15 protein-coding genes are annotated in these 17,308 nt (G+C 45.1%); 1 reads left to right on the forward strand and 14 read right to left on the reverse strand.

Translation table 11 applies throughout. The features are described from left to right. Positions 1-221: 221 nt before the first annotated feature. Both nspC and CS562_RS13140 read right to left on the reverse strand, forming a co-directional pair. Complete coding sequence (gene nspC, locus CS562_RS13135) at positions 222-1,349, reverse strand: carboxynorspermidine decarboxylase (protein ID WP_076289177.1); 1,128 nt, start codon at positions 1,347-1,349, stop codon at positions 222-224. A gap of 1 nt (position 1,350) precedes the next feature. Further along, positions 1,351-2,589 carry a saccharopine dehydrogenase family protein gene (locus tag CS562_RS13140; RefSeq protein ID WP_099856208.1) on the reverse strand — a complete coding sequence of 413 codons (1,239 nt, stop codon included), beginning with the start codon at positions 2,587-2,589 and terminating at the stop codon, positions 1,351-1,353. A gap of 896 nt (positions 2,590-3,485) precedes the next feature. Here CS562_RS13140 and CS562_RS13145 point away from each other — a divergent pair. After that, positions 3,486-3,965: an immunoglobulin domain-containing protein gene (locus tag CS562_RS13145; protein WP_063562780.1), complete on the forward strand. Its 480-nt coding sequence runs from the start codon at positions 3,486-3,488 to the stop codon at positions 3,963-3,965. 189 nt (positions 3,966-4,154) lie between these two features. Here CS562_RS13145 and cydC read toward each other — a convergent pair whose 3' ends face one another. The 12 genes from cydC to CS562_RS13205 form a co-directional block, all read right to left on the reverse strand. Then, the gene (gene cydC / locus CS562_RS13150) at positions 4,155-5,888 is read right to left on the reverse strand and encodes a thiol reductant ABC exporter subunit CydC (RefSeq protein WP_099856210.1); all 1,734 of its coding nucleotides are present in this window, start codon (positions 5,886-5,888) and stop codon (positions 4,155-4,157) included. Beyond that, positions 5,885-7,723 (reverse strand): thiol reductant ABC exporter subunit CydD, encoded by a 1,839-nt coding sequence (gene cydD / locus CS562_RS13155; RefSeq protein ID WP_099856212.1) that lies wholly within the window; start codon positions 7,721-7,723, stop codon positions 5,885-5,887. Before cydD ends, cydC begins: the two co-directional genes overlap by 4 nt. A gap of 64 nt (positions 7,724-7,787) precedes the next feature. Then, positions 7,788-8,801, reverse strand: a complete 1,014-nt coding sequence (locus CS562_RS13160) for a cytochrome d ubiquinol oxidase subunit II (RefSeq protein WP_076289172.1) — start codon at positions 8,799-8,801, stop codon at positions 7,788-7,790. Further along, positions 8,798-10,162: a cytochrome ubiquinol oxidase subunit I gene (locus CS562_RS13165; RefSeq protein ID WP_076289171.1), complete on the reverse strand. Its 1,365-nt coding sequence runs from the start codon at positions 10,160-10,162 to the stop codon at positions 8,798-8,800. The genes CS562_RS13160 and CS562_RS13165 overlap by 4 nt, the downstream gene beginning before the upstream one ends. 517 nt (positions 10,163-10,679) lie before the next feature. Next, on the reverse strand, positions 10,680-11,246 hold the full coding sequence (locus CS562_RS13170; protein ID WP_257219474.1) for a TlpA family protein disulfide reductase: 567 nt from the start codon (positions 11,244-11,246) through the stop codon (positions 10,680-10,682). A gap of 11 nt (positions 11,247-11,257) precedes the next feature. Next, positions 11,258-11,971: a heme ABC exporter ATP-binding protein CcmA gene (gene ccmA / locus CS562_RS13175; protein WP_099856216.1), complete on the reverse strand. Its 714-nt coding sequence runs from the start codon at positions 11,969-11,971 to the stop codon at positions 11,258-11,260. Then, positions 11,964-12,785: an ABC transporter permease gene (locus CS562_RS13180; RefSeq protein WP_099856733.1), complete on the reverse strand. Its 822-nt coding sequence runs from the start codon at positions 12,783-12,785 to the stop codon at positions 11,964-11,966. Before CS562_RS13180 ends, ccmA begins: the two co-directional genes overlap by 8 nt. Positions 12,786-12,811: 26 nt before the next feature. After that, positions 12,812-13,387, reverse strand: coding sequence for a nitrous oxide reductase accessory protein NosL (locus tag CS562_RS13185; protein WP_099856218.1), 576 nt, complete (start codon positions 13,385-13,387; stop codon positions 12,812-12,814). Beyond that, a complete protein-coding gene (locus CS562_RS13190; protein WP_257219475.1) occupies positions 13,384-14,748 on the reverse strand; it encodes a right-handed parallel beta-helix repeat-containing protein in 1,365 nt (454 codons plus the stop codon). Before CS562_RS13190 ends, CS562_RS13185 begins: the two co-directional genes overlap by 4 nt. Before the next feature lie 192 nt (positions 14,749-14,940). Further along, positions 14,941-15,594, reverse strand: coding sequence for a response regulator (locus CS562_RS13195; protein ID WP_099856222.1), 654 nt, complete (start codon positions 15,592-15,594; stop codon positions 14,941-14,943). Next, entirely contained in the window at positions 15,591-16,436 is an 846-nt protein-coding gene (locus CS562_RS13200) for a sensor histidine kinase (RefSeq protein ID WP_099856224.1), read from the reverse strand. The genes CS562_RS13195 and CS562_RS13200 overlap by 4 nt, the downstream gene beginning before the upstream one ends. Positions 16,437-16,464: 28 nt before the next feature. After that, positions 16,465-17,193, reverse strand: a complete 729-nt coding sequence (locus CS562_RS13205) for a response regulator transcription factor (protein ID WP_099856226.1) — start codon at positions 17,191-17,193, stop codon at positions 16,465-16,467. Positions 17,194-17,308: the final 115 nt, after the last annotated feature.

Raw genomic sequence — 17,308 nt, forward strand, 5'->3', positions numbered from 1 at the left:
GTTAGTCCACAAAACTTATTTTATGTATATAAAAATGTAACCGTTGGCTCTTTTAGTCGGGAATAATATACATCAAGTCAAACACAAAAAAGACGCTCCTAGTACCCAATTGGATTGGTACTAGGAGCGTCTTATATTGGATCATTTCCTAACAGAAACGGATTTATTATAAAATAGACCATTCTGTCTGAAAACGCAGTATAAAGTAAGGAATAATGAAGTTAAGCCAATCTCATTTTGAAGTCCTGATACCCGAACTCGCGAACCACTTCGCAATCGCCATCTTTTCTTTTCACAGCAATGGCTGGCAGCGGCATACCGTTAAATGTATTGGTTTTGACCATGGAGTAGATCGCCATGTCCTCAAATACCAGTCTGTCACCCGTTTTGAGCGGTTGGTCAAACGAATAATCGCCGATCACATCACCTGACAGGCAAGTTTGTCCACCCAGACGATACAGGTGGGCTTTCTCCCCTGCTTCTCCCGAACCGATAAGCGGCGGGCGATACGGCATTTCCAGCACGTCCGGCATATGGCATGTTGCCGAGGTATCCAGAATGGCAATGTCCATACCGTTCTTGTGGAAATCGAGCACAGAAGTCACCAGGAAGCCCGCGTTCAGCGCAACCGCTTCGCCCGGCTCCAGATATACTTCCAGACCATATTTTTCCTGCATGCGTTTAATGCAGGCTTCCAGTCTAGGAATGTCGTAATCCTCGCGTGTGATGTGGTGTCCACCGCCGAAGTTGATCCATTCCATTTGTGGCAGCCATTGTCCAAACTTCTCTTCTACCGCATTCAGCGTCGTTTCCAGATCATCTGAATTTTGCTGGCACAAGGTATGGAAATGCAGTCCGGAGACTCCTTCCAACAGCTCAGCACGGAAATCTTCTTGCTTTGCACCGAACCTTGAACCAGGAGAACATGGATCGTAAATCTCATGCCCCTCCTGAGTCGAGCATTCAGGGTTAATACGCAGGCCTACTTTTCGACCAGCCTGAAGCGCTTTGCCCTTGAATTTCTCCAGTTGGGAGAATGAATTGAAGATAATATGATCAGTAATCGAAAGGATTTCATCGATCTCATCTTCGCGATAAGCCGGGGCAAAGACGTGGTTCTCTTTGCCCATCTCCTCATGACCCAGGCGGGCTTCATACAGCCCGCTTGCCGTTGCACCGCTCAGATATTCTCCAATGAGCGGATACATCGTGGTCATGGAAAATGCTTTCTGAGCCAGCACGATTTTGGCTCCTGTACGTTGCATGACACCGTTCAGGATTTTGAGATTTCTTTCGATAAGTCCTTCGTCAACAACAAAACATGGCGTCGGTAATTGCTCAAACCGCATCTTAACGAACAAGCTCCGATTCTTTGACTTCTTCTGGCAATTCGTCAACGAGTACTGGTTTGAAATCTTCAACCCATGGGAGACCCCATTTGTTCAACTCTTCCATGAATGGATCTGGGTTGAACTCTTCAACGTTGTATACGCCTGGTTTGTTCCATTTACCTGTCATCACCATTGCTGCACCAATCATAGCTGGAACACCTGTTGTGTAAGAGATGGCTTGGGAACCAACTTCTTTGTAGCATTCTTGGTGATCACAAATGTTGTAAACGTAGTACGTTTTGTCTTTGCCGTCTTTTTTACCTTTGAAAATGCAACCGATGTTCGTTTTGCCCACAGTACGTGGTCCAAGGGACGCCGGATCTGGCAGTACCGCCTTCAGGAATTGCAGCGGAATGATTTGATTGCCTTCGTATTCGATAGGTTCGATCGAAGTCATGCCCACATTTTCAAGTGCTTTCAAGTGCGTAAGGTAGCTTTGACCAAATGTCATGAAGAAACGAATGCGTTTCAGACCAGGCATGTTTTTAGCCAAGGACTCCAGCTCTTCATGATAAAGCAGGTACATGTCTTTCTCGCCAACTTCTTTGAAGTCATAGACACGTTTGATTTCCATTGGTTTCGTTTCGATCCATTCACCTTTTTCCCAGTATCTTCCGTTAGCCGAAACTTCGCGGATGTTGATTTCAGGGTTGAAGTTGGTTGCGAACGGATAGCCGTGATCCCCACCGTTGCAATCCAGAATGTCAATATATTCAATCTCGTCAAAGTAATGTTTCAGGGCATAAGCAGAGAATACACCAGTAACACCTGGGTCAAATCCACTGCCTAGCAAAGCTGTAATTCCCGCTTTTTCAAAGCGCTCTTTGTAATCCCATTGCCATTTATATTCAAATTTTGCCGTATCTTCCGGCTCATAGTTCGCTGTATCCATGTAGTTCGTTTTCGTTGCAAGGCAAGCATCCATGATTGTCAGGTCTTGGTAAGGCAATGCCAGGTTCATGACGATATCCGGTTTAACTTCGTTGATCAGTGCGATCAGTTCGTCAACGTTGTCGGCATCCACTTGAGCTGTCGTAATTTTTGTTTTACCGCCGTCCAACTTCGCTTTAAGATCGTCACATTTGGATTTCGTACGACTTGCGATGCAGATTTCCTCAAATACTTCGCTGTTTTGAACGCATTTATGAACTGCTACTGAAGCTACGCCGCCGGCGCCGATGATTAGTGCTTTTCCCATTTTCCATTCTCCTAACCCAATATGAATTTTTTTTAAATTAACTTCATTATTTTTCTCATTTTTCAACTTTCCGCCCGTTCTGAACCAACAAAAAAAGCAAGGTGAAAAATGCCCCAAACGCGCATCATCACACTTGCTTGTCGATATACATCATTAAAAAGACGCAAAGTTTCCATAACTAAAAAAGTTCAAAAGAACTCCTCTAGCGGAAAGCTTCTTCATGTATATCAATATCAGATCAGAGTCTATATAGCAAATAATTCGCCTTTACCACTCTTATTGACCGTTTCACAAGTTGATGTGCAGATGCACTGGTTGTAAAGTAACCAACTTATAAAATTTGAGCTTTTAACTCAATCAATAAGGCAACATAAGTTGCCAATCGGCGTTTGACCCGGCTGTCCGTATGGCCTTAACTTCCTTAAGAGAAGTGGTCAAAAATTATCTGCTGGAAAGAACTGATTCATGTTGATATATCTGCTTTCCAAAATCACAGGTCTTACAATATCAGATACATTAAAAAAAATCAAGCGATCTCTAAAAATTTATTTATTCATCATTTTGGAACACACATTTCTCTCTTAGGCATATCTGATTATAATGGCAAATCTTTAAATAGTTACTTCCTAATGTATCCAGATCTTTCTCAATTTTCAAACTGACATATCAACGATAACGATGTGTAACATGGAAGTTGGATTATCCTAAAATAGATTGATTTAGGTAGAATAATCCTTTAGTTTTCTATGTCGAATATAAGTTATTACACGAAGTTAAGAAAAAATATAAAACTCCCAAAAATATTTTCTTCCCACTTGAAATTTTATACATTTTTGATATAGAGATATGATATATTTGGTATGTAATTTAAAATATATCCCAGAAAAGAGGATCTTATGAAAAAAGCTGTTTTGCTATTTGCTGCAATTTTCATGTTTTTGCTTTCCAGCGCTCCATCAGCATCTGCAGCTGGAGACCGCCTCATTTATGACATCATGTATAACAATTCGATTCCACTCGTATCCAACAACGTCAGGTTTTCACTGCAATACAGCGTCTACGGCGACCTACAGCTCTGGGATAACCGCACACACACGATGTTATGGAACACCAAGACCAATGACACGAGAATAAATCATTTCAAGATTGATTATTGGAGTGGAAAACTAGTGCTCCAGGATCCCCAAAACACACCTTACTGGACGTCAGACAACAAGGCATGGTCTACATCGTACTATGGAGCGGACAATCTGCCACCCAACCTCAGGGGTAACGTGCTCATCGTTCAAAACGACGGCAATTTGGTGCTATACAATACAGAAACACCGAGTGCAGGTTGGTATCCTGTCTGGGCTTCCAATACAGGAGGCCATTAAGGTCTATTGTACTGGAGTACAAGCTGTTAATCGAAGCTTCAATTGACTGATGCTTACCCTCATTTCTTTACGGTAATACAAATACACTCCACACAGTATAAACGTGTGCGAGTGTATTTTTTTGTAAGGTGAATGTTTAAGCTGCATTGACGCATACTCTTTCATTCGTATCTGTGTGTATCTTGCTCTCTATACTCCAACTTCTCCGATCATTTGCCGCTCTATCTTTTTCAACTCATAAAAATAACCTTTTTGCTCCATTAACTCCGCATAGGAACCTGCTTCCACTACCATTCCCTGTTCCAGCACTACAATGCGGTCCATCTCTTCCAGACCAGTAAGCCGATGACAGATCAAGAGAAGCGTATCCTCAGCTGCTTGTGCGTAGAGATGTTTCATCACACGTTCTTCTGTAACGTAATCCATTGAGGAAGTAGGTTCATCGAGAAGCCATAACCGTCTCTTACGAAGCATGGCCCGTGCCAAAGCCAGTCTTTGCTTCTCACCATCCGACAGGTTTTCCCCTTTTTCATATACTACATCGGTTAAAGCTGTATTCGGCAGCTGTACTTTTTCCAGCACATCTACCAGTTGTTCATCCGAATGTTCTTCATCATTCAGCAAAAGGTTATCCCGGATCGTTCCCCGGAAGAAATGACTTTGCTGCAAGACAACATTAGCCGTCTGCCAAATGCATGCCTCATCCAGTTCCTTCAACGAAATGTCATTTAATTGAATCTCCCCAGTTGTAGGTGTACGCAGTTTAAGCAGCAGTTCAATAATCGTTGATTTGCCTGATCCGCTCGGTCCGACAATCGCCGTTTTGGAGCCGGGTAAAATATGCAGCGAAATGTCCTTTAACGCTGGTCTCCACTCCCCTTCATATTGAAACGTAACATCGGAGAGATCAAGCGAAACAGCCTGATTGGCAGATAACGCTCCTTCTGGCTGTGTAGACACAGACTGCCTGTCGGAGGTCTGTATGGTTTCCGTCAGACGTTTGGCTGCGTGCTCGCTATCCTGCTTATACAAAGGTAATGTCGCCATTGCCGCAGCTTCTTCGAATACGGTTAGTGAGGCCATGACCAGCATTGCAAGAAACACGCCAGCCAGCGCTCCATCGATAATCAGATAAGCACCAAGTGTCAGCACGCCCCAGGAAATAAGGAACGTAACCAAAGCATGCATGGATTGCCCACGCAGGAGGTGTCCGGCAGCCCGATGCTGCTGGACCGTCAACGCAGCAGAAGCCTTCTGCAGCTGCTGCTCCCGTTGAGTCAGTTGTCCGTACACTTTCAAATCCCGGAACCCATACAATACTTCGGTGACTTCTGTGGAAAGCAGTGCCCGTTGTTCGCGAACGTGTCCATGTATTTTTCGCTGTCCAAGCAAAACTATTCCTGGTACAACCAATGTCGTTGTGAGCATACCTACTACAAACAAAACCGCAATCCAGAATGAAAAGGCAGAAGTAAACAACACTGTAGCCAAAAAGACCATAACAACAATAATCGGTGGATAAGCGACGCGCAAAAAATAATGTTGCAGACTCTCCACATCCCCAACAATGCGCGCAAGCAGGTCCCCGCTTCGTTTTTTGTTCAATATACCCGGCGTCAAAGGAATGAGTCGGGCAAAAAAGGATGTACGCAAACGGCTAAGCATGGAAAATGTCGCCCGGTGTGAATACAAGCGCTCTCCGTAACGACTGGCCGCCCGAAGCAGTCCAAGCAGCTTGACCAGCGAGGTGAGTACAATTAAGGTGTAAAGCGGTGGCGCGAAGACCGTTTGCGAAATCAGATATCCGCTAGCCGAGAAGAGGGCCACTCCTGCTATCCCTGCAATAAACCCACCTAGAATAGAAAGAATGATATCCTTTCGCTCCTGAATCATGGCTTTGGACAAAATCGCTAGCTCATTCATGATAAGCCCCCCTTTCGTTGAACATCAATCATCTCGGCATACTGGGGTAGGCGCGCCATAAGCTCTTCATGGCGTCCCGAATCTACTAGCACACCGTCGTCCATAAACAATATACGATCAGCATGTTGAATCGTATATAACCGGTGAGCCACCGTAATCATCGTCGCGGTTTCTGCCAATGTGGCAATGGAATGTTGCAATATCTGCTCTGTGCGCAGATCCAGTCCTACCGTGGGTTCATCAAACAATATGATGGATGGGCGCTTCAAAAAAGCACGTGCCAAGGCAAGTCGCTGCTTTTCCCCACCAGACAGCCCCCTTCCTCCTTCACCAACCAAGGTATCGAAGCCATGCTCCAATTGGGCAGCAAGTTCGGCAAGCCCGGCAACCTCTGCCGCCTGCTCGATTTCAGTCCTGGATACATTTCGCCCAGCACCAATCGCAATGTTCTCAGCAAATGTACCTGCAAAAATATAGGGATGCTGTGTAATGTAGCTAACGTGTTCGAACCATGAAGTCTCATCATATTTGAATAGCGGCTGTCCATTTACCAGAACCTCTCCTGATGCTGGCTTCAGCAAACCCGCAATGAGATGGAGTAACGTCGTTTTCCCTGAACCACTTTTGCCGACAATGGCAATGTATTCTCCCGGATCAAGCTGTGCTCGACCAGTCTCAAGCTCGAATGATTCGGGCGCATACCGAAATCGGAGATGGTTCAATATGATGGTCGGCGGTATGGAACTGCCATTGGAACGGTCCATTTGCAATGTCCCTATCCCGTTTCCTCTTTCCATCCGATCCATGTTATCGACCTCGTCAATTCCATCAGATATACCGGATTCTTCTTTGCCATCTACCGATATACTCTCCCCAGCCGTTTCCTCAAGCATCTGCTCTACCTTACGAACCGCTCCCATACTTGTTCGCCCGCTGTGAAAAGCCGTTCCCGTATTTTTCAACAGACTGTAAAACTCGGGAACGAGCAGCAGCACGAGAAACGCGGTATGGAACGCCATCGATTTGAATACAAGCAGCTGGATTGCAAGCTCAAGAGCCACGATACCGATGCTTAGCATTACGATCGATTCCAGCATGAACGTATTGGTAAACGCAATCCGCAAAATGCCCATCGTGGCATCGCGGTAACCGAGGCTAGCGCGTTCAATCTCCTGCTGCTGACGGTGAGCCCGTCCAAATATTTTCAACGAAACCAGCCCTTGAAGAGAGTCAAGAAACGTACCGGAGAACTCGGCCAGCTGCGCATATTTCTCCTCTGATTTGTTCTTTGTTTTTAGTCCCACCAAAATCATGAACAAGGGGATAAACGGTGCCGTAAACAGCATAATGAAGCCTGAATTGGCATGCTGCATAAACGTTACCACCAAAATCAGAATCGGAATGATGGCAGCCTCCATCATACGCGGCATGTACTGACTGAAATAACTGTCAGCCTCATCCACAGCATCCAGAGCAACACTGACCTTTCCGCCTGTTTGTCCACGAAGGGTTGATGGCATCGAGGCATGGGTCAAATGTTGCAGCACGGCTGCTCGCAGATTCGTCTTCGCACTGGAAGCCATATGCAAACCAACTTTTCCGTTCCCATAAGACAACCCTGTACGTACTACCATGACAGCCAGAAGTATCCCGAGCAGCATGACGACCGACGAAAGGGAAGCCTTCTCCACAAAAATCCGTTGTACTGCTTCAGCAAGCAGCGCAGCCTGACTTACAATCGCTGCACCCAGCGCAAGTGAAATCACTGCAAGAAGCACGAGACGTTTTCGTTGCCCAGACATTTGTTGAGAGATCAGGCTTGTTTTCCTCTTCATGTAAGCTCTCCTCCTTTCTATGAACCTGTGAGATTACTCCCTTACATCACATATTAAATTCAATTTATTTTTTTCCCTTAACATAATCCGCATCAAACAGAAACAGTTTGAAAACCAGAATTAAGGAAGGAATCAACATGCACATGCCACCGATAAACACAACAACCAGTGCGAAGCCCATCGCTGGTGAGGTTACACTGTTTTGAATTGTAATAAACGGATCAAGGATATAAGGATATTGACCAATTCCGTAAGCGAAAAAGGCACAGAAAAATTGCAGCATGATACATATAAACGCTAATCCGTAGCGGCGTCCGTTATAGATCAGCCACATCGCAATCATGAAGAAGGCAACGGAAAGCGCAAGTAGCCACCATAAATCCATCATATTTTGAAAATGTCGCTCATTGTGCTGTCCCAAATAAATAAATGCAGTCAGTGCGATGATAATCGTCGGTGTGCTCCAGAACAGGGCATAGTTACGAACCAGCTTCAATGCAGAGTGATCCTCTGCCCGCGACGCATAGAAGGTCAGAAATGAGCTACTAATGAACAATACGGACACAATCGCGAGTCCAACGATGCTCCATGATAACGGATTGGTAAACAGTGTCCAGTAATCCAGCGAAACCGTCGAACCCTGCTTCACGATAAAACCACCTTCAGACAGCGTTAGCGCCACTGATAGCGAAGCGGGAATAAGCAATCCCGAAGCTCCATATAGAAACAGATACACGATATTATTTTTGGAACCATAGTTCTCAAAGGCATAAAACGACCCACGAATGGCGAGCAAAATGACCGCAATACTGCCCGGTACAAGCAGTGCTGATCCGTAATAATAAGCCGTGTCCGGAAAGAATCCAACGATGCCAATATAGAAAAAGACAAAAAATACATTCGTAATCTCCCATACCGGTGATAAATAACGGGAGATCAGACGATTAATCAGGTGATCCTGTTTCGTCAAGCGTGCATAAAAGGCAAAGAAACCCGCCCCGAAATCAATGGAGGCTACAATTAAATAGCCATACAGGAACAACCAGAGCACCGAGATGCCAATCAGTTCGTAACTCATGTACGCTCACCCTTTTCTGTAGACGGATTACGCTTCTCCTTCATCCATTTCTCCATCTCGACTTCTGCCGGATTATTGTTGAACAAACGTCTTAGTACGAGAACACACATGACTCCCAGAACGATGTAGAGAAGCAGGAAGAAGAAAAAGATCATTCTGATGTTGGGTGATGAAGTGGCGGCTTCTTCAACACGCATATATCCCCGGATAATCCACGGCTGTCGCCCCAGTTCAGCATAGAACCAGCCCAGTTCAACTCCGAGAAAAGCCATGGGTGCGCCTAGTGCTATAATCCCAAGCAGCCACTTGTTCAGCTCATTGCGCTTTTTCCAGAACACAAACAGGAAGTACAGAACCGAGATAGCCAGCAGCGTAAATCCGATTCCCGCCATTAAATCAAACAGGTAGTGAACGAGCAGCGGCGGCCATTCGTCCTCCGGAAACTCCTCCAGTCCGGTTACTTCGGCATTAAAGTCACTAAAGGCCAGGAAGCTAAGCAGTTTCGGAAGGTGAAGGGCTCCTATAATTTCATGCTCCGCATTCAGCCATCCCAATAAAATCAAATCTGCGCCACTTTCTGTCTCAAAATGCCATTCTGCTGCTGCAAGTTTCTCCGGCTGATGCTCGGCCAGAAATTTGGCGGACACATCTCCCGCTAATGTGTTCAGTAAGCCGAACAGCAGAACCACCGCCATCATGAGATTCAAGGCTTTTTTGTGGTATGCAGATGCCCCTTTTCTCAGAAGCGCAAAGGCTGCAATTCCGGCTAACAGGGCAGCTCCTGTCAAATAGGCTGAGCTTAATACATGGAACACCTTGGAGAACGTCGCCGTATTCAGCATCGCCTCCACTGGGTTAACCGCTGTGAATTGGCCTGCTTCCATGACAAAGCCTCCAGGCTGGTTCATGAAGCCGTTCACCGTTGTAATAAACACAGCCGACATGCCTGCACCTGTGACGATTGGAATCGTCAGCAGCCAGTGGATGTATGGATTTTTGAATCGATCCCACGTATACAAATAAATGCCCAAGAAGATGGCTTCAAAAAAGAACGCAAACACTTCCATGAATAGCGGGAGTGCTATGACATTGCCTGCCAGTTTCATAAAATTCGGCCACACCAGGGCCAGCTGCAGTGAAATCGCTGTACCGGTCACCACACCAACCGCCACAGAAATGACAAACCCTCTTGACCACCTCTTCGCCATCAGTGTGTAATGGGGGTCCTTCTTGCGAATCCCCATGAACTCTGCAATTGCGATCATTAGAGGTATACCGACGCCAAGCGTCGCAAAAATAGCGTGGAAGCCCAGCGTCATACCTGTCACCAGCTTGCTCCACATCACCGTATCGATTGCCATCCTTTACTGCCTCCTTTCAAACTCTGTTCGATTTTCGTACTGATTTGAAACTTTTAATTATTAGGTCAGTCATCCCTTGGGCTACGTTTAATATCAGGTTTAGAGAAGTCCCACGAAATAGGTTCAGAGTTTGTCTATAAAGCGTTCCTCCATCATTGTATGTACAAAGAGAATTTTTTCACAAAGTAAGAGACGAAGGAAGCTTTACCTGATACTGAAGGGCCAAAGTACTTAACAGGACCTAATAGTTAAAATTATTATATCTTTGTGAATTAGCAATTCAATCACTGACACGTCTTCGTCCCTAAATGTTCAAGAAAGGATCAACTCTTTCTGACAACTCGGTGAAAAGCGTAAAAAATACCCAAAGGAGCTATTGATTCTTTGGACACAACCGTGGTATTGCGATTTTCAATTCTACTATGCGTGCAAGATGTTCGGGAAAAATAAAACTAAAGAAGCCGCTCGTATAGCGAGCGACTTCTCGACTTTTTTTGTTCATAAGTGTAACAGAGCTTCAATTCTTTTGCTGTACGGTCTGCTCCAGCCATTGCTGCAAGGGAATATCTTTGGTCAACTCACCGAGCAGAATGTGACTGAATATACCTTCCTGATTGATGATCATGGTCGCTGGCAACCCGGTGATACGATACAGGCCGGAGACCTTTCCGGTCACATCAATGATAACAGGGAAATCGAATTGCTGTTTCTCCATAAATTCACGAATGGTGCCCTTCGCTTCCCCCACGTTGACAAACAGAGTCTCTACATCGTTTTGATACGTCTGAGCAATCTGATTAATCATTGGCATTTCCCTCACACAGGGCGTACACCATGAAGCCCAGAAGTTAATCATGACGACTTTGCCCCGATAATCGGAGAGCTTCACCTGTTCTCCGGCTGAATTAATCGCAGTGAATTCAGGAGCAGTTGCACCGGCTTCAATAGCACCAGTTCTTTTGGAGTCGGATGATGAAGTCCCCTGGTAAATTGCCCACACAGCGGCCAGCACAGCAGCCATTCCAATCAGGATAGTAAGCAAACGTCTCATTTTCGCACTCATTTTTTTACTGTTTATTTCCAATCGATTCACCTTCATTTTAAGCCAAGACTATGATGAAATGCAGCATGAAGCGAACCGAACTGCTCTCGAAACTCCTCAGTAGAGCCATCTCCCACATTACGTCCTTGGTTCATAAAAACAATCTGATCCGCAACATCATCTGCGATTTCAAGCTGGTGGGTGGAGAACACGACCATATGTCCCTCCTCCTTGATCTGTTTTATCAGATTTGTAAACTCTTGCATCCAGAAGGGGTCCAGTCCATTCGTCGGCTCATCCATGATCAGCAGCGGAGGCTTGGACAGCAGAGCCTGGGCAAATAACACACGCTGCCGCATACCTTTGGAAAAGGTCGTGACCCGCTTCTTTTTTTGATCGGCCAAGCCTACCATAGTCAGTACTTCCGTTACTCTCTCTTTGGACACTTTCCTAAGCGCCGCCCAGAACTGGAGCACTTCCTCTGCCGTCAGACCCTGGTTGAAATGATAATCATCTGGCATATATCCTATCTGTTCCGAATATCGCTTTCGTTCTTTGGACCAGCGCATCTTGTTTACAATGATTTCTCCGGAGGTAGGTTGAAGAATACCTGCGAGCATACGCAGAACGGTGCTTTTTCCGGCCCCATTTCCGCCACATAAGGCAAGCACATGACCGGAAGAAACGCGAAAGGATATATCTTCAACGATCTGTTGTTTTTTTATGGATTTATACAGTCCAACAATCTCTGCTTCCACGTTATCCATGGGAACGCCCCCTTTCCCAGATCCCGTAGACTACCACGATAGAACATGCAATCCACAGCAGACATATCCCTGTAAAAATCCAGCTTCCACTCGCTGGTTGCACCCAATCTACCCACTGATAATATTCAGGTCCCAGTATAGAGCCCCCGCCAAGTTTGATCACAACAAACAAACGTACCAGCTCAGCCGGATTGATGAAGGTTAGAACGGTGAGTAAGGGTTTTACCCACTGATAAGGCATGAGTCCCAGCACGGAGATTAGAAGCGTAGGCCATCCGATCACAGCAAAAAACCAAACGGATACGGATATTGTTAACGCTTGCCACCGATTTTTGGATAACGAACCAATGAACAGTGCAATATTCAGAAATAGCAGCACCAGTCCACAGGAGAATACCAGAAACAATAAGTACGTCATAACATCTAAAGGGCTGCCCACCCATCCGCTAAGAAGTCCCATGAGGCCGTAACCGAATGTTACTATAGTCACTAATACAACCGACAGACCCAGATATTTTCCAACAATAAAAGACATCGTACCGATGGGGTATGTGGACAACAGCTGCCAGCTACCCTCTTCCTTTTCAGAAGTCAACGAGAACGAGCCCAGAAAGAGCGTCATCAGCGGCAACAGATAAAGAATAAGATTTAACATGGAACCTGTCGTGCCAGAGTAGCCTGTTACAAAATTCTGAGAATTAATGATTAGCAAACTCAGACTAAATATGCAGAAAAGAATCAAAAATGAATATGACCAGGGGTTGCGAAATCCCATTTTCATTTCTCGTCGAACGACTTGTAACATATCTCCCATCATGCATCACCATCTTCATTGGAAATTTACTTATGGCCTGAATCTTCCGTTGATTCACTTTCCCCATGTGTTTCTTGATGTACGCCTTCACTCATTCCCTCTTCGGAATGCCCATGCTCACCCATCATATCCATCGTCTCTGTGTTTTGTTTCCAGTCGTGGGAGGCGAGGTCTTCAGCGGTCATGATCGTTCCTACACCCTGCTCGGCAACAAATGCTTCGGCAGATGGTTTATCCTTGAAATTGAGGATCCCGTAAGCCATCGGTGTACGCAGTGAAGCGTCATATACATACGTGGCTTTGCTGTACTCAATCCATTCCTTGTCATTATAATCACGAACAAAATCCATCCCGATGTTATCTGTTCCGTTCTCTTCTTTCCACTGGTGCATACAACCAATGTCATCAAATTTATAATTTTTACCGTCTTTCGTGGTAAGCTGCGTGGCATAAGCATCATCTTTCACCTGCATTTTGCAAATGGCACAGATATCCACGTCTTCATTAATAGGCAATGCCTCGTATTTTTTTCCGCAAGCTGTTAATAACAGCACCCCAAAGAGAAGTACCATGACTGTTTTCCAATGTGTTTTCATTCTCATTTTCGTAATACCCCCATATTGATCATAATAAAAGTGGCCATGCCCAGCAGAATGCATCCGACGATCCAAACCCCAGTTGTCTCTTTGATCGCTTGTGAACCTTGTGTACCTGACTTCGTCGTCTGTGATTCCGCTTCCATACTCATTAATGGCGATCTGTCGCTTGTCCACTCTGCCTTACCTTCCGTAAACAAGTTGCTCATAAAGATCATGCCTGGAGATTGAAAGAAAAGCTGATAGGCCGAATTTCGGTTGACCACTTGCTCATAAAAAGGATTAATCCCATAGGACAATTCACTAATTCCATCCTTGTTCAGGTCAAGACCTTGAAAGGAATCCCAGTAGTTTTCCATCATCTCATTGTTCCGGCTGTCCATCGCTGAAGCTTCAATCACATTCGAAACAAATTGGTTTCTGGTAAACTGATTATCCTCCGCAAGCACGAGCTGAATTCCAATGAAATTCCGGAGCACCACATTGCCGCGAATTTCATTTCCTGAGGATTCAGCAATGTTCATGCCAACACGATTACCTTCCACGACATTGTTATGAACCGAGGATTGCTGTACGTCATACAACAAAATCCCTTGTGAATGCACATTTTCGTTCTGTTTGCGAAAGGAATTTCCCGATACAACCGTATTCTTGACGCCCATGACCATGGCTCCGGTACTGTTGTTCTCTCCCACATTGTCCACAACAGAGGAGCCATCGATATACATACAATGAATGCCATACCTGGTATGTAACAGGGTGTTAGCCTTCACCGTAAGATTGCGACTGTTCTCCAGATAGATACCATCCCGCATACCCGTAATTTTGTTGTCTTCGATGTGGGTACGATGGGAATTGTAGAGATCAATGCCATTCCCCTTTTGACCACTGGAAGCAGACTCCGGACCAGCCCATGAAATGGTATTGCTATGTATGAGCCCATCGACAGAACCCCGCAGCACGATTCCAAAACTTTGACTCTGAATATCCAGGCCCGTGATCTCTACACGATCTCCTTCAACCTGAATCGCTGCAGTGGGTTCGTTTGTTAAGTGTTGAACCGTGAAACCCTGCAATGTCACTCCATCTGAACGAATGGTGATCGTGGATTCAGCTTCCGTATTCAATAACGTTACGGAGGAGTCCCCCCGAATAGATATATTCTTGTCTATACTTACGGGACCAGAATAAATACCCGGCTCAAGCACAAGCACTTCTCCAGGGCTAGAACCATCAATGATGGACTGGAGTGGAATAGCATCTTTGGTTTCAGGAGCAGCGTTTGCAGTGTCAAACGGGTAAGAGAGCGGGATCGATAGTATCCCAATAAACAGCAACATGCTCAGGACAATCCGTTCGCGAAACATCATAACCTCCTTCATGAAACACACTGCTCATAGTGTACATAAAAACAAATTTTTACCATATAGCTCAAGCTGGCTATAGAGTTGGACCTTTTGTGTCCAAATTGTGAGTTCATTGTGGTGAAAAGCAAATAAAGTGACATCCACTTATACATAAAAACAGAAAGAACGCTCCGATATAGTAAAAAAAGCTTATTACAGACGATTGTGGTCTGTAATAAGCCCTTGCTCCAATGCATAACGTGTCAGTTGAACACGATTTTGAACCTGTAGTTTTTGCAAAATGTTTTTCAAATGATTCTTGACCGTATACTCTGAAATTGTAAAATTCACAGCGATTTCTTTGTTGGTCCATCCTGCAGCCACGCCATACAGAATATCCTTTTCTCTTGTCGTTAGCGGAACATCAGGTTCTTTTTTCTCCGTGAGTGAGACATCCTTCAGGATTTGGTAAGCCACCTCGCGGCTCAATGGAGCCTCTTCTGTAACAATGGAATGAAGATATTCCAGCCACATGGACGGTTCCAGATTTTTGAGCAGATAACCCTGAGCTCCCCGCTTCAACGCTTCCAGTAGGTGGAGTACATCATCCGAGACGGTAATCATAACAATTTTCACATAAGGAAAGGCCAATTTGATCCGCTGTGTTGCTTCAAGACCGTTCATAATGGGCATTTGAATGTCCATGAGGATTAGATCGGGAAGCCACTGTTCTGTATAATCAACCGCTTGTTGACCGTCCGATACGACGCCAATCACTTCGAAGCCGGGATCCATGGATAAAATTTCACATATGGCTTCTCTTGCATGAGCGTGATCGTCTACCACAAGTACGCGAGTATGGCTCATAACATCTCACCATCCTTTGAAAATTCGACAACAGTAAGCTGCTGCTCCCTTCGGAATTGCATGGTAAAGTTCAGTTCATTCATCCGCTCTCTCATGATTTTCAGTCCATATCGATCCTTTCGTTCAAAGGGATTCATCTCAAATCCTTTTCCATTATCTCGAATCGTGATATTCCAGCACTTCTTGTGCCCGTTCCCCTGAATCCATCCTTGTGAAGCAGATGCATGCTTTTGAATATTAAAGAGAGCTTCCCGAATACAAGCGAGAAGTTCTACTTTCTCTTTGTCAGTAAATGCATCATCCGGGATGCTCCAATCCAGTTCGATTTGGACGGGGACATCTTTGGCAATTCTTCGAATTTGGCCAAGTAGTGTGACCGATTCGTTTATAGTGAAGGTATTGTCAACGTTAGGATCATAACGTAAATCGGCAATGGCCTGACGCACATAACGATTGACTTCATGGACCGTTTTCTTGATCGAATACACATCGTCCAGCTGTTGATCCTGCTTGGCTTGTTCCTCCAAACGCCCCACTTTCACCGATAACAAGAAAAGAGATTGGGCGATTCCATCATGAAGTTCCTTGGCCAGCTTTTCACGGGATTCAAGCGCAATTTTGGCAGCACGCTCATGCTCCAGTTCTTTTTGAATACGTTCCAGGATAAGAAACAGCCGAGTTAACAACGTTATACTCACAACATATACAATGACAGGCGTAAGCCAGTTGCCCAAATTCATTGATATATAGGGGAGTAGAAACTGATGTCGTACATATTCCCAGAGACCAACCGTTAAGGTGGGAATGAGCAAGATCATCCACTTGATTTGTTTATAAGACATATTCCCCTCCTGAACTGCAAGATAAGAATCAGTGAGGTAAACGAAGAATATAACCGAACCCCCACAGGGTGTGAATCAGATCTTCCCGATTCGGCACATGCTCGGATAGTTTGTCACGCAACCGTTTCACATGGGTATCTACGGTTCGATAATCCAGATCTTCCTCATGCTCCACTTTCCAAACAATTCTCAGCAAATCCTGCCTGGAGAATGCGATTTCCGCGTGTGTCGCCAGATGATATAGCAAATCAAATTCTTTGGGAGTCATATGAATCTCCTCGTCTTCTACTGTGACTCTTCGGGACGTAGGATTGATTAAAATAGAGGAGATCAACACCTCGCTTGCTGAATGGTCCTTAGGCGCAGGTTTGATTAATCCGTTATAACGAGCCATCATGGTTTTGATGCGCAGCACAACTTCCCTCGGACTGAACGGTTTCATGACAAAGTCATCCGCTCCGGCTTTGAAAGCTTCAAGCCGATTTCCCTCTTCTGACTTGGCTGTCAGAAACATGACGGGTATGCTTAAGTTGGTCCGTAGATATTGGCATATTTCAATCCCCTTAATATCGGGGAGAATCCAATCCAGAATGATCATGGCATACGAGTCATGATGAAGCTTGCTTAAGGCTTGCCAGCCCAGCGAAGCCTCCTCAACGATAAATTGTTCTTTCTCCAAATACTTTCGAAGAAGTCCACGGACCCGTTTATCATCATCTACAATCAATATTCTATTTTGCTGCAGGGTCCCGTTCATGTCTTACCTCCAAATCTTTGTGATATGTAATCAGCATACCTTCAACGTACTCAAAAGGCATGACTCCATAGAGCCATGCCTTTAATAATCTATCTCTGAATTGTAGACAATGTAT

Source organism: Paenibacillus sp. LK1, from assembly GCF_002750415.1.
GTDB lineage: Bacteria > Bacillota > Bacilli > Paenibacillales > Paenibacillaceae > Paenibacillus > Paenibacillus taichungensis.